The 18506-nt window shown below is 74.0% G+C and carries 14 protein-coding genes; 9 read left to right on the top strand and 5 right to left on the bottom strand.

Translation table 11 applies throughout. The features are described from left to right. The first annotated feature begins 274 nt into the window (after window positions 1-274). The 5 genes from ABZ833_RS39215 (at window position 275) to ABZ833_RS39195 (ending at window position 5837) form a co-directional block, all read left to right on the top strand. Complete coding sequence (locus tag ABZ833_RS39215) at window positions 275-667, top strand: ankyrin repeat domain-containing protein (protein ID WP_361057648.1); 393 nt, start codon at window positions 275-277, stop codon at window positions 665-667. A gap of 302 nt (window positions 668-969) precedes the next feature. Next, a complete protein-coding gene (locus tag ABZ833_RS39210) occupies window positions 970-2388 on the top strand; it encodes a HEAT repeat domain-containing protein (protein WP_361057646.1) in 1419 nt (472 codons plus the stop codon). Between the two features lie 142 nt (window positions 2389-2530). Continuing rightward, window positions 2531-3661, top strand: coding sequence for a glycosyltransferase family 1 protein (locus ABZ833_RS39205; protein ID WP_361057644.1), 1131 nt, complete (start codon window positions 2531-2533; stop codon window positions 3659-3661). Beyond that, on the top strand, window positions 3658-4998 hold the full coding sequence (locus tag ABZ833_RS39200; protein WP_361057642.1) for a glycosyltransferase: 1341 nt from the start codon (window positions 3658-3660) through the stop codon (window positions 4996-4998). The genes ABZ833_RS39205 and ABZ833_RS39200 overlap by 4 nt, the downstream gene beginning before the upstream one ends. Next, window positions 4995-5837: an SGNH/GDSL hydrolase family protein gene (locus ABZ833_RS39195; protein ID WP_361057640.1), complete on the top strand. Its 843-nt coding sequence runs from the start codon at window positions 4995-4997 to the stop codon at window positions 5835-5837. The genes ABZ833_RS39200 and ABZ833_RS39195 overlap by 4 nt, the downstream gene beginning before the upstream one ends. A gap of 16 nt (window positions 5838-5853) precedes the next feature. Here the strand turns inward: ABZ833_RS39195 and ABZ833_RS39190 are convergent, their stop codons facing one another. From ABZ833_RS39190 to ABZ833_RS39170, 5 genes are read right to left on the bottom strand one after another with little or no spacing between them, the layout of a single operon-like run. After that, a complete protein-coding gene (locus ABZ833_RS39190) occupies window positions 5854-6723 on the bottom strand; it encodes a biotin-dependent carboxyltransferase family protein (RefSeq protein ID WP_361057638.1) in 870 nt (289 codons plus the stop codon). Continuing rightward, window positions 6720-7370 carry an allophanate hydrolase subunit 1 gene (locus tag ABZ833_RS39185; RefSeq protein WP_361057636.1) on the bottom strand — a complete coding sequence of 217 codons (651 nt, stop codon included), beginning with the start codon at window positions 7368-7370 and terminating at the stop codon, window positions 6720-6722. Before ABZ833_RS39185 ends, ABZ833_RS39190 begins: the two co-directional genes overlap by 4 nt. Beyond that, on the bottom strand, window positions 7367-8131 hold the full coding sequence (locus tag ABZ833_RS39180) for a 5-oxoprolinase subunit PxpA (protein ID WP_361057634.1): 765 nt from the start codon (window positions 8129-8131) through the stop codon (window positions 7367-7369). The genes ABZ833_RS39185 and ABZ833_RS39180 overlap by 4 nt, the downstream gene beginning before the upstream one ends. Before the next feature lie 36 nt (window positions 8132-8167). Then, complete coding sequence (locus ABZ833_RS39175; protein ID WP_361057791.1) at window positions 8168-8950, bottom strand: putative hydro-lyase; 783 nt, start codon at window positions 8948-8950, stop codon at window positions 8168-8170. 5 nt (window positions 8951-8955) lie between these two features. After that, entirely contained in the window at window positions 8956-10257 is a 1302-nt protein-coding gene (locus ABZ833_RS39170; RefSeq protein ID WP_361057632.1) for an MFS transporter, read from the bottom strand. 173 nt (window positions 10258-10430) lie between these two features. Here ABZ833_RS39170 and ABZ833_RS39165 point away from each other — a divergent pair, with 173 nt between their 5' ends. From ABZ833_RS39165 to ABZ833_RS39150, 4 genes are all read left to right on the top strand, one after another. After that, complete coding sequence (locus ABZ833_RS39165; protein ID WP_361057630.1) at window positions 10431-11147, top strand: GntR family transcriptional regulator; 717 nt, start codon at window positions 10431-10433, stop codon at window positions 11145-11147. An 80-nt stretch (window positions 11148-11227) separates the two neighbouring features. Then, on the top strand, window positions 11228-12754 hold the full coding sequence (locus tag ABZ833_RS39160; RefSeq protein WP_249591204.1) for a hypothetical protein: 1527 nt from the start codon (window positions 11228-11230) through the stop codon (window positions 12752-12754). 55 nt (window positions 12755-12809) lie between these two features. Further along, window positions 12810-13703 carry a hypothetical protein gene (locus ABZ833_RS39155; RefSeq protein ID WP_361057628.1) on the top strand — a complete coding sequence of 298 codons (894 nt, stop codon included), beginning with the start codon at window positions 12810-12812 and terminating at the stop codon, window positions 13701-13703. Between the two features lie 81 nt (window positions 13704-13784). Further along, a complete protein-coding gene (locus ABZ833_RS39150) occupies window positions 13785-18494 on the top strand; it encodes a hypothetical protein (RefSeq protein ID WP_361057626.1) in 4710 nt (1569 codons plus the stop codon). The last annotated feature ends 12 nt before the right edge of the window (window positions 18495-18506 follow it).

Here is an 18506-nt window from a genome sequence, read left to right as displayed (position 1 = left end):
ACAGTCACCATGAGTTGTTCCAGGTTCACAGCATGTATCCATACGATAAAAGGTGCAAATGGGGGAATTTTCAGGAATTTCCCTCGAATGGCGGAGCTCTGCTGGGCCGCCCGAGCGGGGGTTCGGAGGGTGTCCTGGGCCCTTCGTGATCTTTGCCGCGGGCGCGCCCCGTCATGTGCCCGGACGGGCAGTACCCTGTCGATTCACTCGTACGGCCGCACTGGGCGGCGTACGACCCCGCATGTCACCCCGCACTCGAAAGGCGGTCAGATCCATGAGCGAAGCCCCCGACCCGGAAGTCGTGGAGCTGGCGACCAAGATCTTCGATCTGGCGCGCCAGGGCGACACCGCGGCCCTCGTCGCGTACGTGGACGCAGGTGTTCCGGCCAACCTCACCAACGACAGCGGCGACTCCCTCGTGATGCTCGCCGCCTACCACGGCCACGCGGACGCGGTCCGGGCCCTCCTGGAGCGGGGCGGTGATGCCAACCGTGCCAACGACCGGGGGCAGACGCCGCTCGCCGGAGCCGTCTTCAAGGGCGAGGACGCGGTGATCAGGGCGCTGCTCGACGCCGGCGCGGATCCGGCCGCGGGCACGCCGTCGGCGGTGGACACCGCCAAGATGTTCGCCAAGACGGAGCTGGTCGAGCTGTTCGGGGCGGCCTGAGCGGGGTAGCTGACCAGCAACAACGGGGGCGCTGGAAATGTGGTCGCGGCGGGCTGAACCGCTGGGTCATCATGACGACGTGATTCACGGACGCGACGGCGGGGCAGGAGTTGCCGCACCGCGCGGACCGTGAGCGGCCCGCCCCCGGACCTCCCGTCCGGGATCCCTGCGGGCCACCGACGAGAGGCAGAGGAAGATGGTCTACAGCAAGCAAGAGACGGCGGGCGGCCCGACGTGTTGGCGCACGGCCAGGTAATTCACGATTCCCGGTTGCGTCGACGCTTGATGTGAGGCTGTTTCCCATGTTCGATCCGGTCATAGCGCCCAGCGGTACGCTGCTCGGCCTGCTGCAGCGGGGCCGCGGCGACGGCACGCTGCACGCACTCACCGCCCCCCGCTCCGAGGCGCTCGCCGCCCTCGAGACCTGCGTGCTCCACGACCCACGCCACGACTGGCAGGTGGAGAACCGCTCCCTCTACTACGCCCGGCTCTACCTCGATCTCCGCGGCGGGATCGAGGAGATCGAGCGGCACCTCTTCGACCCCGAGGACGTCCTGGACACGGACGACTCACGCACCGGCCTCGCGCTCGCCGTCCTGGGGCACCTCGCCTCGTACGGCAGGCACGACGCCCTCGAACTGCTGCGCAGGTACGCGGCCTTCGGCACCAACTGGGCCTGGGCCCTGGACGAACTGGCGCTGCGGGACGACGACGCGGGCCTGCGCGCCCTCGCCGTGCCCGTGCTCGCCAGATTCCCCTCGGACGCCGAGGGCGAGGCCGAACTGGCCGCCGCCGTGCGCGACGCCTACGAACCCCGGCCCTGGCGGCTGTGGGAGGAGGACCCCCGCGAGGCCGTCGGTGCCCGCGTGCGGACCGCCCGGGAGCAGGGCTCCTTCGACCGATGGCAGCGCCAGATGCGGCCGTCGGGCCCACGCCCGGGATGGAGCGTCCAGGCCGTCTTCGACTGGGCGCAGGAAGGGCTCGAACGCGGCGCCGTCCTGCATGTGCCCGCGGCCCGCTGCCTGAGCGCTGTCGCCGGGCCCGAAGACCGCGCCGAGATCCTCGAAGCCGCCCGCACCGGCTCCGACGGGGCGCGCGGCACGGCCCTGCGCTACCTCGCGGACGCCCATGATCCCGATGTGTTCGACCTGATCGAGTACGCCGTCCAGAGCCCGTCACGGGCCGTCGTGGACGCCGCGGCCGAGTCCTTCGAGCGGATGCGCAGCGTCGCCGCCGTGGAGCGGGCCCGCCGCTGGGCCCTGCGGCCCGACGCGCTCGGCGCCGCCGCCGGACGGGTGCTCGCCTGCAGGGGCGGGGCCCAGGACAGCAAGCTCGTCCTCGCCGCCCTCCGCGAAGCCGTCCGCGGCGAAGGCCCGGACGCACCGACCCTCTGGACCCTCGTCGACGGCGCCGGGCGCCTCGGCATCGCATGCGCGGCCCCCGTCCTTCGCCACGTCTACCGCGAGACCGCCTCCTCCCACCTGCGCGGCCGCGCCGCCCGCGCCCTCGCCGCCACCGACCCCTCCTTCGCCGCCGGATTCGCCGTCGAATGCCTGTGGGACTGCGAGGAGTCCACCCGCGAGGTCGCCGCACGGCACGCCGAGACCGGCGACGCCCGCGTGGTCACCCAGCTCAGAAGGCTCGCCGCGGACCCCGCCGAGGAGGACGAGGTACAGACCGCGGTACGGAGCAGGATCGGCCCCGACGCGGCCGAGGTGTAGCCGGGCGCGCCGTCGACGCGGCGGCGGAACGGCTGGATGCGCCCCGTGGCGGGCGCGCGCGGAGCGGAACGCTCATGGGACGTTCCTCGCGAGGAAAGATCCACGTTGACGTGACCACGCCCCGCACGACGACAACACGGGTATGCGTGTCGTCATCGTCACCGAATCCTTCCCTCCCGACGTCAACGGCGTGGCGCACTGCGCCCTGCAGACCGCCCGGCAGCTCGCCGCGCACGGTCACGACCCCCTGGTCATCGCCCCGGCCCCCGCGGCCGGGGCGGACGCCGCCGCCGATGCCAGTGCGCCCTGTCCCGTCATCCGTGTCCCCTCCCTGCCGCTCCCCGGATATCCGCAGGTCAGGGTGGCACTGCCCAGTCGGCGCCTGTCGGCGGCGCTGAGCGCGCACCGGGCCCACATCGTCCATCTGGCCAGCCCGTTCGTCCTCGGTGTGCGCGGCATGGCAGCCGCCGCGCGCCGGGGCCTTCCCGCCGTCGCCGTCTACCAGACGGATCTGGGCGGCTACGCGCGTACGTACATGGGGATGGGGGAGTCCACCGCCTGGCGGCGCATCCGCGCCGTCCACGCCGCGGCCGACCGCACCCTCGCCCCGTCGTCGGCCGCCCTGCGCGATCTCGTGACGCACGGCGTGCCACGGGTGCGGCTGTGGCCGCGGGGTGTGGACACCGCCCGGTTCGGGCCCGCCCTCCGGGACGAGGCCGTACGCCGTGAACTCGCGCCGAACGGTGAGCTGATCGTCGGCTACGTGGGGCGTCTCGCTCCCGAGAAGCAGGTCGAACTCCTTGCCGGGGTGTGCTCCCTGGAGGGCGTACGCCTCGTCGTCGTCGGTGACGGGCCCAGCGAGGGTTCCGTGCGGGCGGCACTGCCCGGCGCGGTCATGCTGGGACGCCGCACCGGGGACGAACTGGCCCGGATCTTCGCCTCGTTGGACCTCTTCGTGCACACCGGGCCGTACGAGACGTTCTGCCAGACCGTGCAGGAGGCCATGGCCAGCGGTGTGCCGGTCGTCGCGCCCGCCGCAGGAGGACCGCTGGACCTCGTCGTCCCCGGCCGCACCGGAGTCCTGGTGGCGCCCCAGGACGCCCTCGCGGTGCGTGACGCGGTCTGGGCGCTCGCCGCCGATCCGGGGCTGCGCGCCGCGTACGGGAGGGCCGGGCGCGCGGCCGTCGAGGGGCGGACCTGGGAGGCGGTGGGCGAGCAGCTCGTCGACCACTACGGCCAGGTGCTGGCCGCGCGGACGGCGGTGGCGGCATGAGGGCGGCCCGGTACAGGGAGACCACGGTGCGGCCCGGTGGGCCGCGTTCCGCGTCCCTTCGGATCGTGCGGCTCGCCAACTTCGTCGCCCCCTCGTCGGGCGGACTGCGCACCGCGCTGCGGGAGTTGGGGCGCGGCTACCTCGCGGCAGGGCACGAGCCCGTGCTGATCGTGCCCGGCGAACGGTCCGGGGTCCGCGACACCGACCAGGGCCGTGTCGTGACCCTGCCGGGCACGCTGCTGCCCGGCACCGGTGGCTACCGCGTCCTCACGGACCGCCGCAGGGTGGCCCGGCTCCTCGAACGCCTCGCGCCCGACCGCATCGAGGTGTCCGACCGCACGACTCTGCGCTGGACCGGCGCGTGGGCCCGGCACCGCAGGATCCCTGCCGTGATGGTCTCCCACGAGACGGCGGACGGCGTCCTCAGGTCCTGGGGCGTGCCCCAGGAGGCCGCCCTGCGTGCGGCCGACGCGCTCAACTCCCGTACCGCGCACGCGTACGCGCGGGTCGTGTGCACCACGGAGTGGGCCGAGCGCGAGTTCGTCCGCATCGGGGCGCGCAACGTCGTCCGTGCGCCACTCGGGGTCGACCTGGCGGCCAGCCGTCCGGGGCTGCGTGATCCACGCGTGCGTGCCCGCTTCGCGGGAGGGAGCGAGGTGCTTCTTGTGCTGTGCTCCCGGCTCTCCGTGGAGAAGCGGCCGGGCATGGCACTGGACGCCCTGGAGGTGCTCCGTGGCCGGGGCGTGTCCGCGGTGCTCGTGGTGGCGGGGGACGGCCCGCTGCGTACGCGCCTGGAACTGCGGGCGCGCGAGCGGCGGTTGCCGGTGACGTTCCTGGGGCACGTCGCGGACCGTGCGGCCCTGGGGGCGCTGCAGGCCACGGCCGACGTCTGCCTGGCACCGGGGCCCTGCGAGACGTTCGGGCTCGCGGCCCTGGAGGCGCTGGCGTGCGGTACGCCGGTGGTGGCCAGCGCGTCGTCGGCGCTGCCGGAGATCGTGGGCGGTGCGGGCGCGGCGGCGACGGACAGCGCCGAGGCCTTCGCGACGGCCGTGCAGACCTTGCTCGCGCGCCCCGAACGCCCACGCAGGGAAGCGGCACGCGCGCGTGCGGAGTGCTTTGGGTGGGAGGGGGCGGTGGGGGCGTTCTTGGGGGCCCATGATGCGGCGGGATCCGGTGGCCTCAGTCGTGGGCAGGCGTCCCGCAGGGCGATGGGGCCTCCCCTGCTCGAGCGGAGCCGAGAGCTTGGGGGAAGGGTGGGCCCAACCCTGGTGCGGGGTACTGATGTGCCGGGCGGAGGGGTCCACGGGGTGGCGCCGCACGAGGGACGTGCCTCGTGAAGCCGCTGAGGTTCGTGGCCATGGGTGACTCCCTCACCGAGGGCATCGGGGACCCCGTGGGGGAGGGGTGGCGAGGCTGGGCCGCGCTGCTCGCCCCGTCCTGCGGGGCCGTCGAGTTCCACAACCTCGCCGTCAGCGGTTCCCAGAGCGCGGACGTGCTGGACCGGCAGCTCCCCGAGGCGCTGAAGCTGCGGCCCGACCTGGTCTCCGTCATCGTCGGCGTCAACGACACCCTCCGCTGCACCTTCGACATCCGGGCCGTGGCGGCACGCCTCGACGAGGTCTACGCCGCCGCCGCGCGGCACGGCGCCCACCTGCTCACCGCCTGCCTCCCGGACCCGGGGGCCATGCTCGGCCTCCCCAGCGCGCTGGCCCGCCCCCTCGCCCGGCGGCAACGGGCGGTCAACGCCGTCGTGCACGCCCTGTCCGAGCGGTACGGCGCCGTCCACCTGCACCTCGCGGAGGACGAGTGGGTCACCGACCGCACCCTGTGGAGCGCGGACCGGCTGCATCCGGGCGAGCGGGGCCACCGTCTCGTCGCCGCCCGCTTCCACGCGCTGCTCGCGGCGCGTGGCCTGGCGGCGGGCAGCCCGCCCTCGTGCGAGCCCCAACTGCCGTCGCCCACCCGGTCGGCGAGCCTGCTGTGGCTGGCCACCGCGGGGACCGGCTGGGTGGCGCGCCGGTGCACCGATCTGCTGCCCCAGCTGCTCACCCTCGCGGCCGACGAGGTACGTCACCAGGTGCGGGGCAGCAGCGCCCGGCTCGACCTGAGCGCCACCCACGCGGTGACGGCGGCGCTCGCCGCCCTCAGCGCGGCCGAGCAGCCGGGCGCGGCGTAGGAGTCCGTGGGCGGCCTCAGCGCCGTCCCGCCGGGACGAAGCGCACCGGCGTGCCCGGCACCGCCTGCGCGGCCCCGGCCAGATCCGCCTCCCTGACCACCGCGATCACCGGATAGCCCCCGGTCGTCGGGTGGTCGGCGAGGAAGACCACGGGCCGGCCGTCCGGCGGGACCTGGACGGCGCCGAGGACCATGCCCTCGCTGGGGAGTTCATCGGTGAACGCCCGCTCCAGGGAGGGCCCTTCGGTGCGCAGACCGATGCGGTTGCTCGCCGAGGACACCCGGTACGCGCGCGTGGTCAGCGTGCGCACGGCCGATGCGGTGAACCAGTCGGCGCGGGGCCCGGACGTCACCCTCAGGATCAGTTCACGCGGTGGCGCCGGGTGCGGGACGGTGTCCACGCGCGTGTGGGGCGCGGCAGCGTGCCCCAGAGGGATCACGGTTCCGTCCGCGAGGGGCGGCGGGCCGAGCCCGGAGAGCAGGTCCGTGGAGCGGCTGGCGAGCACCGGGTCGACACTCACTCCGCCGCCGAACGCGACGTAGCAACGTACTCCGGAGACGGCCGCTCCGACGTCGAGCAGCGCACCGGCCGGCACCCGCACGGGCGCACCCCACGCCACCGGGCGGCCGTCGACCGTCACCGGGCAGGGCGCGCCCACGACGGCCACCGTCACCGCGCAACGGGGCCGCACCGAGCAGCCGTTGAGGGTGGTCTCCAGGACGGCGGCGTCGGAGGGGTTGCCGACGAGGCGGTTGGCGAGGCGCGCCGCGGCCGGGTCGAGGGCTCCCGAGCGTGGCACTCCGAGGTGCGCGTGCCCGGGGCGGCCCTGGTCCTGCACCGTGGTCAGCGCCCCGGCCCGCACGACGGCGAAGGCACGGTCGGTCATCGTGCCTCCGACAGGGGCGCGGAGTGCGTGGGCGCGGACGGCATGGGAACGAAGCGCACCCGCACACCCGGGGTGAGCAGCGCGGCAGGCACGCGCGCGTGGTCCCACAGGACGGCGTCCGTCGTGCCGATCAGCTGCCAGCCGCCGGGTGAGGAGCGCGGATAGACGCCCGTGTACGGCCCCGCCAGAGCGACGCTGCCGGGCGGGACGCTCGTACGCGGGGTGGCCCGACGGGGCACTTCGTAGTGCTCCGGCAGCCCGGTGAGATAGCCGAAGCCGGGTGCGAACCCGCAGAAGGCGACCCGGAATTCGGCCGCCGAGTGGATCCGCGCGACCTCCGTCACCGGCACACCCCAGTGCGCCGCCACGTCCGCCAGGTCGGGCCCGTCGTAGCGGACCGGGATCTCGCGCACGTCCTCGTCGCGCGCCGACAGCGGCGGGATCTCCAGGGCGGCGAGCTCCGCGCCGACGCGGCCCGGGTCGTCGAGGCCGTCCAGGAGCACCGTGCGGGCCGCGGGCACGATCTCCCGTACGCGGATCAGGCCCGCGGCCCTGCGGCGCAGCAGCTCGGCGTGGAGCGCCTGCGCCTCGTCGCCGTCGGCGAGTTCGACGAGCAGCGCCAGGTCGCCGACCGGGAGCACCCTCACGCGAAGGCCTCCACCCGGACGCCCGCCGTCGCGAGGCGCGCCCGGACCTGCCGGGCGAGGGCCACCGCCCCCGGGGTGTCGCCGTGCAGGCACAGCGAGCGCGCGCGGACGTCGATGCGCTGTCCGTCCAGGGCGGTGACGGTCCCGGACCGGGCCATGCCCACGGAGCGTTCGACGACGGCGTCCGCCTCCGTGATGACGGCGCCGTCGCTGCCGCGCGGCACGAGGGTGCCCTGCGGGGTGTACGCGCGGTCCGCGAACGCCTCGGTGACGACGGGAAGTCCTGCCTTGTCGGCCACCTCCAGGAAGCGTGATCCGGGCAGCCCGAGGACGGGCAGCGTGTGGTCCGCGAGCAGGACGCCTTCGACGACGGCGTGCGCCTGCTCCTCGTCGCGGACGACGCGGTTGTAGAGCGCGCCGTGCGGCTTCACGTACGACACGCGCGTGCCGGCCGCCCGCGCGAAGACCTCCAGGGCGCCTATCTGGTAGGCCACTTCGGCCGCCAGCTCGTCGGCCGGTACGTCCATGGAGCGGCGTCCGAAGCCCGCCAGATCGCGGTACGAGACCTGGGCGCCGATCCGCACGCCGCGCGCGGCGGCCTGCTCGCACACCCGGCGCATGGTGGCCGCGTCCCCCGCGTGGAAGCCGCAGGCCACATTGGCGCTGGTGACGACGGAGAGCAGCTCCTCGTCGTCGGTCAGGCGCCAGCGGCCGAAGCCCTCACCGAGGTCGGCGTTGAGATCGATCACGGCATCGGTCATGCGGGTGGTTCTCCTGTTTCCGTCCGGGTGGCCCGCTCAGGCCACCCGGTACTGCTCGTCACGTGCGTCGGTGATGAACATCTGGCCCGGCGCGTGCGTGATCGCGAATGGCGGCCGCGACGCCATCACGGCGGCCTGCGGCGTCACTCCGCACGCCCAGAACACCGGGATGTCACCGGGCTCGGCGGCCACCGGATCACCGAAGTCGGGCCGGTCCAGATCGTCGATGCCGAGCCCCGCCGGGTCGCCGCAGTGCACCGGACTTCCGTGCACCGCGGGCAGCAGGGAGGTCTCCCTGATCGCCGCCGAGAGGTGCTCGGGCGGCACATGGCGCATGGAGACCACCATGGGGCCGCGCAGCCGTCCCGCCGGGCGGCAGGGGCGTGCGGTCACGTACATGGAGACGTTGCGGCCCTGCTCGACGTGGCGCATGGGGACGCCGGACTCCGACAGCGCCCACTCGAAGGTGAAGCTGCAGCCGATGAGGAAGGACACCAGGTCGCCGCGCCACCGGTCGACCACGTCGGTGGGCTCGTCGGCCAACTCGCCGTCCTCCCACACCCGGTAGCGCGGCAGATCCGTCCGCAGATCGGCGCCGGGCGCCAGGGGCGTGGTCCAGGAGCCCGCGTCCGTGACGTCGAGCACCGGGCAGGGCTTCGGGTTGCGCTGGCAGAACAGGAGCATGTCGTACGCCCAGTCGGCGGGCACGGCGATCAGATTGGCCTGGGTGTGGCCGGCGGCCCAGCCCGCGGTGGTCCCGCTCGCGCCCGAACGGAAGAGCGCGCGGGCCTTCTCGGGGCTGTGCAGCGCCGTGGTCATGGAGCTCACACCAGCTCCTTCCCGCGTGTCTCGGGCAGCCCGAGGAGGGCGATCACGGCGAGCGCGTAGCCGATCGCCCCGAAGATCAGTGCGCCGCCCACGCCCCAGCTGTCGGCCAGGAACCCGACCATCGTGGGGAAGACGGCGCCGACGGCCCGCCCGGTGTTGTAGGTGAAGCCCTGCCCGGTGCCGCGCACGGCCGCCGGATAGAGCTCGCTGAGGAACGAGCCGAAGCCGCTGAAAATGGCCGACATGCAGAAGCCGAGCGGGAAACCGAGCACAAGGAGAAGGCCGTTGGCCCCGTCCGGGATGTTCGTGTACGCCAGGATGCTGGCCGCGGAGAGGAACGCGAAGAGCGTGATGTTCCGCTTGCGGCCGAGGATGTCGGTGAGATAGCCGCCTGCCAGGTAGCCGATGAAGGCCCCGGAGATCAGGAACGTGAGGTACCCGCCCGTGCCGACCACGGTGAGGCCGCGCTCGGTCTTCAGGTACGTGGGCACCCAGGTGGCCAGGGTGTAGTAGCCGCCCTGTACGCCGGTGGACAGCAGGACCGCGAAGAGCGTGATGCGCAGGAGACCGGGCTTGAAGATCGCGGTGAACGACCCCTTGTTCGCGCTCTTCTTGCGCTCCTCGGCCGCGTCGGGGGCGTCGTGCACATTGCGTCGTACGTAGACGACGAGCAGGGCGGGCAGCGCGCCGGTCCAGAACATCACGCGCCAGGCGAGGTCCTCGTCGACGAACTGGAACACCACGGTGTAGACGATCACCGCGAGCGCCCAGCCGATCGCCCAGGCGCTCTGGATCGCGCCGAGCGTGCGGCCGCGGTTCTTGGCGGTGGCGTACTCGGCGACCAGGATCGCGCCGACCGCCCACTCGCCGCCGAAACCGAGGCCCTGGAGGGCGCGGAAGACCAGCAGGGTCTCGTAGTTGGGCGCGAAGCCGCAGGCGACGGTGAAGACGGCGTACGTGACGACCGTGATCATCAGTGCCTTGACCCGGCCGATCCGGTCCGCCACCACCCCGGCGATCGCGCCGCCTATCGCGGAGACGACCAGCGTGACCGTGGTGAGCAGGCCGGTCTGGCCGCTGTCCAGGCCGAAGTACGCGGCGATCACGACCATGCTCAGAGGCAGCGTGAAGTAGTCGTAGGAGTCGAGGGCGTAGCCGCCGAAAGCGCCGCCGAAGGCGCGGCGGCCGCGCGGGCCGAGGGCGCGCAGCCAGCCGAACGCGCCGTCGTCGTTGGGGGGTTCGCCGTCCACGGGAGGCGTGTCGGTCGAAAGGGCCTGGGGCGGAGGGGGAGTGCTCATGGGCACCTCGCAAGAGGGGGGACGGAGGGTGCGGAGCGGGCAGGGGTGGTGCGGTGCGGGCAGGGCGTTCGGCACGGGCGGGGACAGTGCCGTGCCCGACAAGGTAGAGGATCGTTGAACGATCCCTCAATACCCATGTTGTTTCGTTCTTGCATCTGCGATTGAATCCGGGCATGGCTGAGGGAATGGCTGACGCGCGCGGACTGGCCGACGACCGTGCGCTCCTGGGGCGCACCAGCACCGCGGAGCGGGTCTCCGACATCCTCCGGAGCCGCATCGCGGAGGGCTATTTCCCGCCCGGCGTGCGCCTGTCGGAGGACAGCATCGGCGGTGCGCTCGGTGTCTCGCGCAACACGCTGCGCGAGGCCTTCCGCCTCCTCACGCACGAACGGCTGCTCGTCCATCAGCTCAACCGTGGGGTATTTGTCCGAGTTCTCACGATTGAGGACGTGGAGGACATCTACCGCACCCGGCGTCTCGTCGAATGCGCGGTCGTCCGCGGACTCGGGGATCCGCCCTTCGCGCTCGACGGTCTCGCGAGCGCCGTCGCCGACGGCACGAAGGCCGCGCGCGAGCGGAAGTGGAAGGGCGTCTCCACCGCCAACATCCACTTCCACCGGGAACTGGTCGCCCTCGCGGGAAGTGCCCGCACCGACGAGGTGATGCGCAGCGTCTTCGCCGAACTGCGCCTGGCCTTCCACGTGGTGGACGATCCGCGCCGGCTGCACGAGCCGTACCTCGTGCGCAACCGGCAGATCCTGCAGACCCTCCAGGAGGGCGACGCCGCGCAGGCCGAGCAGCTCCTCGCGGTCTACCTGGACGACTCGCGGCGCGGCCTCGTCGAGGCCTACGGCCAGCGCGTGGCGGAGGGCGAGCGGGCGGGCTCCTGAGCCCCGGGCGGGCCTCGGCCGGCGCTGTCAGATCTGCGCCGTTTCGACCGTTGTCAGACCGAGGATCTAGTCTGTGCACCGTGACTTCGCCTGCCGTTTCGGACACCGCTCCGCCCCAGCTCAGCGCGGGGCCGAGGCCCGCCCTGGGCCCGGCCGCCGACGAGGGCCTGGCGCGGCGGCTCCGCGCGCTCGCCTGCACGGCCCCGCTGCACGACCTGGACGTGCGCAAGGCCAACCTCGCGGGCGAGTATTCGGTGTACGCGATGGCGGAAGTGGCCCTCTCCGCCATCGACCTCGTCACACTGAACATGGACTTCGACACCGGCGCCGACCACGAGCAGATAGTGGCCAGACTGCTCCCGCGCGTCGGAGCCCAGGCACCCCGGCGCCCCGTGGCCGAGCACGAACGCGTCGCCCGCTGGGTCCTGGAGAACCTGATCAACGTCGGCAGCGTCGACCGCGGCTTCCGCGCGGTGTACGGCACGTTCGCGCCCGACGGCACCTATGTGCGCAGGGACTACGACTTCAAGCTGATCGAAGAGGTCCCCGGGTACGGGGGGAGCGTCTACCTCCGTACGACGGACGAGGCGGTCAACGTCCTCGTGGGCGCCCTCGACACGGACGTCACGAGCGCCCAGATCGCCGCCGAGGTGAAGCTCGAGGTGCTCATCAGCCGCGGCCGCCTCGCCGACGCCCAGCTCGCCGCCGAGCAGGCGCGGTATCGGACGGTGCAGTATTCGGAGACGCTCCGCAGAGCCCTGGACGCCACCCGGCGCAACGTCCGCGCGGTGGACTGGCTCCAGGCCGTCCCCGACATGATCGCGGAGGCGCTCGACCACGTGGCCGACCGCTATCGCCACGAGAACGCGATCCTGACGAACATCCGCAAGGCACGCGACGAGTCCGAGGACCCCGAGCAGAAGCGCCGCGCCGCCGAGCTGGTCGACATCGTCAAGGACTGCATCCGCCGCCACACGCAGCTCCAGTCCCGGCTCCTGGACGCGGGGCCCCTGTTCCGTGCCGAGCAGGACCGCCAGGCCTTCGCCGCGCCCACCTCGCAGACCGGACTCGATCTGTACGGCCAGCTGCTCGCGCCGCTCCTGCCGCTCCCGGTCGAGCAGGCCAGCCGCGTGACGAACGCGTTCTTCGCGCGCGGCACGGGACTGCGCACCCCCGTCTCCGTCCGCGTCGGAGACCTCGTCGACATACTGCTCACGCCGCCGCAGGAGCGCGAGCACCTCGGCGTGGAGATGCCCGAGCCCGACCTCATCGCCACGCCGGACGACAGCCGCTTCAGCGAGGAGCAGCTCGCCGGTGCCATGGAGCTGCTCGACCTGCCGGCCGACGCGCCACGGCGCCTGTCCGGACTGCTCGCCGACGCCCGCCGACGCGACACCGAACTGCCCTACCTGGTCGCCCTGCTCGCCGTGCACGCCGCCAGCCCGCCGGTCGGCACCGCCTACCGCCAGGGCGAGGAGAAGCTCCTGTTCGCCGTGGACGACGGCACCGAACTCGACGACCCGGAATTCGGCGGCGCCGACCTCATCGTGGGCACGGCACTGCTCGACGCCGCCGGCATGGCGGCCGGCCGGACGGAGGCCGCGTGAACACTCCCGCCCCTCTCAGGACTCACCAGCACGACCGCCGCAAGGAGCACAAGCCGTGACCGAGCACCCCGCAGAGCACACCGCGTGGGTCGAGCCGGAGGCATCGGCGGCGCCCGCCGCGCCCGCCGCCGTCACCCCGGCCGACGCCGCCGACGCCGCGCGCCTCGTCTCCTTCGGGCTCCAGCCCAAGCTCCAGCCCGCCCGCGACCAGGAGTACGCCGAGCTGCTGCGCCGGTACCGCGAGGACCCGCCGTTCGCGCGGCTCGCCGACGCCGTCGCCGCCGGGCTCGGCCTCGTCGTCCTCGAGGTGTCCCCGCGCGCGGGGATGGCCGTGACGGCCGCCGAGGACTCGGTGTTCGCCGTCCGCATGGGCGACTACGCGCGCAGGACCGCCGCCGACTCCACCGACCGCTTCCTGCACGGCCTCGCCCATCTCGCCGTAGCCGCCCTGGCGTTCCCGCGCCCCGAGGACCTCGCCGACGACGGGTACATCGGCCGGGTCACGGTCAACGGCGTGGACGCCTTCGTGCGCCAGGCCTGCCACCGCCTGGAGGAACGCGCCGAGGAGCAGGGCGAGAACACCGACCCGCAGACCGAAACCCCCGGCCTCGAAGCCGCCTGGCGGATCTGGGCACGGCGCAGCTCGACGGGCGCCACCAAGGACGCCCGCCGCCTCGCCGGGTCGACCACCGGGATCATCGGCAAGGCCGTCGGGTTCCTCACCGACTCCGGGTTCCTGCAGCGCACGGGCGACGACTCCGGGGGCACGTACCGCACCACCGCCCGCTATCAGTTGCAGGTGCGCGACATGGCGGGCGGCGCCGCCATGGCCGAGCTCCTGGAGCTCGGCGTCGTGCCCGTCACGGACGGGTCCGCGACCCTGTTGCCCCCCGACGAGACCGACGATCTGGAGCTGGCCGCCGACGCGGGCCTGCCCTTCCACTCCTGAGGTCCCGACCCACCCCCGACGCCCCGGCGTCACCCGCAACTTCCTGTTGTTCCGCACGACTTACGACGAGAGTCCGCCGCCATGTACGAGCTGTCCCGGGTCCGCCTCTACTCCATCGGCCCCGCCGGTGCGCGCTACGCCGACACCGTGCTTGACCTGCGCGGCGTCGGCGCGGAGGTCCCCGACCCCGCGCCCGCCCAGGCGGAGTTCTTCGAGGAGGAGCCGACCGGGCCGCCGCGCCGCCCGGCACCCGCGGGCGTGCTCTTCCTGGAGAACGGCGGCGGCAAGTCCGTCCTGCTCAAGCTGATCTTCTCGGTGATGCTGCCGGGCCACCGGAACACGCTGGGCGGCGCGAGCTCCGGAGTGCTGCGGAAGTTCCTGCTCGCGGACGACTGCGGGCACGTCGCCCTGGAGTGGCAGCACACGCTGACCGGTGAGTGCGTCGTCGTCGGCAAGGTCAGCGAATGGCGCGGGCGGCAGGTCTCCAACGACCCGCGGAAGTTCGCCGAGGCGTGGTACTCCTTCCGGCCAGGCCCCGGGATGAGCCTGGACTCGCTGCCGGTCGCCGAGTCCACCGCCGTACGGCCGTCCGTGGAGGGCGTGTCGGGCGCGCAGGGCCGTCGGCGCACCATGAAGGGCTTCCGGGACGCGCTGACCGAGGCGGGCAAGGCGTACCCCCACCTCGAAGTGCACTGGGAGGAGATCCACGACCGCTGGATCGAGCACCTCGGCGACCTGGGCCTCGACCCCGAACTCTTCCGCTACCAGCGGGAGATGAACGCCGACGAGGGCGAGGCCGCCGGCCTCTTCGCGGTCAAGAAGGACTCCGACTTCACCGACCTGCTGCTGCGCGCCGTCACGGACACACGGGACACGGACGGCCTCGCCGACCTCGTGCACGGCTTCGGCAACAAGCTGGGCCGCCGCTCCGAACTCATCGCCGAGCGGGAGTTCACCGCGGGCTCCGTCGATCTGCTCGGGCGGATCGTCGACGCCGCCGACACACGCTCACGCGCGCGTGACGTGCACGCGGGAGCCGAGCGGCGCACCCGGACGCTCGCCCGCCGCCTCACCGCGCGAGGCGTCGCCGAGCGGGGCCGCGCCGGGGAGCTCTCCGAGCGGGTCACCGCCGCCGCGCACACCGTCACCACGGCTGAGGAGGCGCGCGGCAGGTCCGCGCTGATCTCCGCGGAACTCGCCTTCCGGCACGCCTCGTTGGCGCTCACCGTCGCCGAGAAGGCCGCCGCCGCGCAGCGCCGCGAGCTCGCGGACGCACGCCAGCTGCACTCCGCCTGGCAGGCGGCCGAAGCCGTCCTGCGCCACCGCGCCGCAGCCGACCGCTCCGCGCGCGTGGCCTCCGCGATCCTGGAGGCCGAGCGGGACGCGGCGCCCGCCCTTGCCGCACGCTCCAAGGCGGCGGGCGATCTCGTCCGGGTCCTGCACACCGCGGCCGAAGGCGCCGAGTCCCTCGCGAACGAAGAGGAGGAGCGCTCCGCCGCGCTCCAGGAGACCGGCGAGGCCGCCCACCGCGACGCCACCGTCGCCGCGACGGAGGCACAGCGCGCCCGCAGCGAGGCCGGACACCTGCGCCAGCGCCTCGCCGAGGTCGAGCAGGAGACCACGGAGGCGGTCCGCGCGGGCTGGCTGGACGACACCGCGCCGGACGCCGACCCGGCGCGCGCGGCGCTGGCCGCGAGCGATGCCGAGAAGACCACGGTGACCGCCTGGGACACCGCCCGCGAGACGTCCCTGCGCGCCTCCGAGCACGCCAAGGAGGCGGCCGCGGCCGAGGCCCGCGCCGAGCTCACCGCGGCCCGCGCCTCGGACGCGGCGGACGCCGCCGAGCACGCGTACGACGCGGAACGCCGCGCCGCTGAGTCGATCGCCGAGGACGAGCGCCTCGCCGAGCTGCTCGGCCTGCCGGGAGCGAGCTCCCTGGGCGGGGTGCCGCTGCCCAGGAACAGCGCGGCTCCGGCCGGTGCGGACCCGGACACCCGCGGCCCCGCGGCCTCCGGCGCGGACGGGGAGACCGGCACCACCACCCGCCCCCTCGGCGAAGGCCCCCTCTCCCTCGTCGAGCTGGACCGCAGCGCCGACGACCTGCGCACGCTCCTCGAGGACGGGGTCGCCTCCGCCGAGCGTCAGCTCTTCGAACTGCGCACCGCAGCCGCCGACGACTCCCGGATCCTTGGCGCCCTCGGTGACGGCGGCCTCCTTCCGCCGGGACCCGACGTCCTGGCCACCGTCGAGTTCCTCGGTGAGCACGGCATCCCCGCACTGCCCGGCTGGCGCTACCTCGCGCAGGCCGTCGACCCCACCGACCACGCGCGCGTGCTCGCCGCCAGGCCCGAGCTGGTCGACGGCGTGGTCATCACTGACCCCGCCACCCACGCACGGGCCCGCGAAGCCCTCGCGGGCGCCGCCCTGCTGCCCCGCTCCGCGGTCGCCGTCGGCACCGCGGCCGCCCTCCTCGCGCCGACCCCCGGTACGGACGCGCAAGGCGAGGACGTCTTCCTCGTACCGCCGAACCCCGCCATGCACGACGAGCACGCCGCCGACGAGGAGCGGACGACGCTCCGCGCGCGGGCGGCCCAGCGCGACGAGGAGATCAGGGCGCTCGCCGTCCGCCTCGCCAAGGACCGCGAGCTCGCCGCGCGGCTCGCCTCCTGGCGCGGCGGCTGCCCGGCCGGGCGCATCGAAGAGCTCGCCGTCGCCGCACGCAACGCCCGCGCCTTCGCCGAAGAGGCCGAGGCCGAGCTCGCCGAGGCCCGCACGGTCCGTGCCGAGGCCGACGAGGCTGCGGCCGAAGCGGCACGTGCGCGTGACGAGCGGCAGGAGGCCGCCCAGCGCGCGCGTCGCGTCGCCGACGCCCTCGCGGGCCTCGCCTTCCGCCTGCGCGAGCGCGCGGGCTGGCAGACCAAGCTGCGCGAACTCGCCGACGACGCCGTCGAGTCCGAGGCCCGCGCCCAGACTTGCCTTGACCGCGCCCGCGCCGCCGACGAGGACCGCCGCGCCGCCCAGCGCGCCGCCGACGACGCCCGCCGCACCGCGCGTGCCCTGCGTGCCGAGCGCGCCGAGATCGCGGGCGCTCCCGAGGACCTGCCCGAGGACACAGGCGCCCCCAAGACCTCGCTGCCCGCCCTCCGCGAGGCCTACCGCGCCGCGTCCCAGCTCTACGAAAAGGTCGGCGTCGGCGCCGATCTGCGCGCCGAACAGGCCCGCGCCGAGAGCGACGAGAGCGGCGCACTCGCCGAGCTCGACCGGCTCAGCAACAAGGTCCGCACCCGCGCCGCCCTGCTCCTTGAGGGCACGGACGGCTCCGACGGCCCGTCCCGGCAGGCCGCGTCCGCGCGCGCGGAGGCCCAGGTCCAGCTCATCGAGACCCGCGCCTCCACCGCGAGCGAGCAGCTCGGACGGCTGCGCGGCGAGGCCGAGCGCCTTGCACCGCAGGACGGCGACGCGCACACCGAGCTCCCCGAAGACCTCGTCCCCGCCGACGCCGAGCAGGCGCAGACCCTGCTGCGCACCGCGACCACCGAACTGGCCGCCCACACCGATGCGTTGAGCCAGGCCAAGGAAGCGCACGCCACTCTCCTCCAGGCTCACCGTGCCACCGAGGACGCCGCTGGCGGCTTCGACGAGACGGCGGCCCTCCTGCGTGACCTGCTGCGTGATCAGCACCAGGACACCGAGGGCGCCGCGGCGGCCGAGGAGCCCGAGCCCTACCCCGGCACCCTCGAAGAGGCCCGCCAGTCCGCCTCCGAGGCCCGGCGCTCCCTGCGGGGCTGCGCGGCCGACCTCTCCGCAGCCGAGGCCGCCGTCCGCGAGGCCAGCGACATCCTCGTACGCCACGCGAACTCCACCCGCTACGAGCAGGTGCGCACCCCCGCACGCCAGCAGATCCGCGAACTGCCCGCGTCCGCGCTGCCGGAGCACGCCAAGAAGTGGGCCGACGCCTTCGCGCCCAGGCTGCGCGTGCTCACCGACGAGCTGGAGCAGCTCGAGCGCAACCGCGACAGCATCGTGGACCGCCTGCGCGGGCTCGTGGAGTCCTCGCTCGCCACGCTCCGCTCCGCCCAGCGCCTGTCGCAGCTGCCCGAGGGCCTGGGGGAGTGGTCGGGCCAGGAGTTCCTGCGCGTCCGCTTCGACGAACCCGACCAGGCGACCCTGACGGAGCGCCTCGGCGAGGTCATCGACGAGGCCACGCGGGCCGCGGTCAAGAAGAACTCCGACATGCGGCGGGACGGGATGTCCCTGCTGCTGCGCGGAGTTCAAGCCGCCCTGGAGCCGCGCGGCATCGCCGTGGAGATCCTCAAGCCGGACGCCGTGCTGCGCGCCGAGCGGGTGCCGGTCGGCCAGATGGGCGACGTCTTCTCCGGCGGTCAGCTGCTCACCGCCGCCATCGCGCTGTACTGCACGATGGCCGCCCTGCGCAGCAACGACCGGGGCCGCGACAAGCACCGGCACGCCGGCACGCTCTTCCTCGACAACCCCATCGGGCGCGCCAACGCCACGTATCTCCTGGAGCTCCAGCGGGCCGTGTCGGACGCGCTCGGCGTGCAGCTGCTGTACACCACCGGCCTGTTCGACACGACGGCGCTGGCGGAGTTCCCGCTGGTCATCCGCCTGCGGAACGACGCGGACCTGCGCGCGGGCCTGAAGTACATCAGCGTCGAGGAGCACCTGCGGCCGGGCCTGCCGCAGCAGGACCCGGCCGAGGAGACGGTGCACGGGGAGATCACGGCGACGCGCATGTACAAGCGCCCTGCCGCCTCCACCGCCACCTCTTGAGCCGCCCCGCGG

It is taken from the genome of Streptomyces sp. NPDC047525, assembly GCF_040643025.1.
In the GTDB taxonomy this organism is placed as follows: domain Bacteria; phylum Actinomycetota; class Actinomycetes; order Streptomycetales; family Streptomycetaceae; genus Streptomyces; species Streptomyces durmitorensis.
Note: the sequence above shows the minus strand (reverse complement) of the source record. Positions and strands in the feature narration are given on the sequence as shown.

Bases quoted from the DNA above. Each gene is read 5' to 3' on its own strand.
- ABZ833_RS39170 (WP_361057632.1), bottom strand. From the start codon at position 10,257: ATGAGCACTCCCCCTCCGCCCCAGGCCCTTTCGACCGACACGCCTCCC.
- ABZ833_RS39165 (WP_361057630.1), top strand. From the start codon at position 10,431: ATGGCTGAGGGAATGGCTGACGCGCGCGGACTGGCCGACGACCGTGCG.
- ABZ833_RS39150 (WP_361057626.1), top strand. From the start codon at position 13,785: ATGTACGAGCTGTCCCGGGTCCGCCTCTACTCCATCGGCCCCGCCGGT.
- ABZ833_RS39215 (WP_361057648.1), top strand. From the start codon at position 275: ATGAGCGAAGCCCCCGACCCGGAAGTCGTGGAGCTGGCGACCAAGATC.
- ABZ833_RS39190 (WP_361057638.1), bottom strand. From the start codon at position 6,723: ATGACCGACCGTGCCTTCGCCGTCGTGCGGGCCGGGGCGCTGACCACG.
- ABZ833_RS39205 (WP_361057644.1), top strand. From the start codon at position 2,531: ATGCGTGTCGTCATCGTCACCGAATCCTTCCCTCCCGACGTCAACGGC.
- ABZ833_RS39180 (WP_361057634.1), bottom strand. From the start codon at position 8,131: ATGACCGATGCCGTGATCGATCTCAACGCCGACCTCGGTGAGGGCTTC.
- ABZ833_RS39210 (WP_361057646.1), top strand. From the start codon at position 970: ATGTTCGATCCGGTCATAGCGCCCAGCGGTACGCTGCTCGGCCTGCTG.
- ABZ833_RS39175 (WP_361057791.1), bottom strand. From the start codon at position 8,950: ATGACCACGGCGCTGCACAGCCCCGAGAAGGCCCGCGCGCTCTTCCGT.
- ABZ833_RS39200 (WP_361057642.1), top strand. From the start codon at position 3,658: ATGAGGGCGGCCCGGTACAGGGAGACCACGGTGCGGCCCGGTGGGCCG.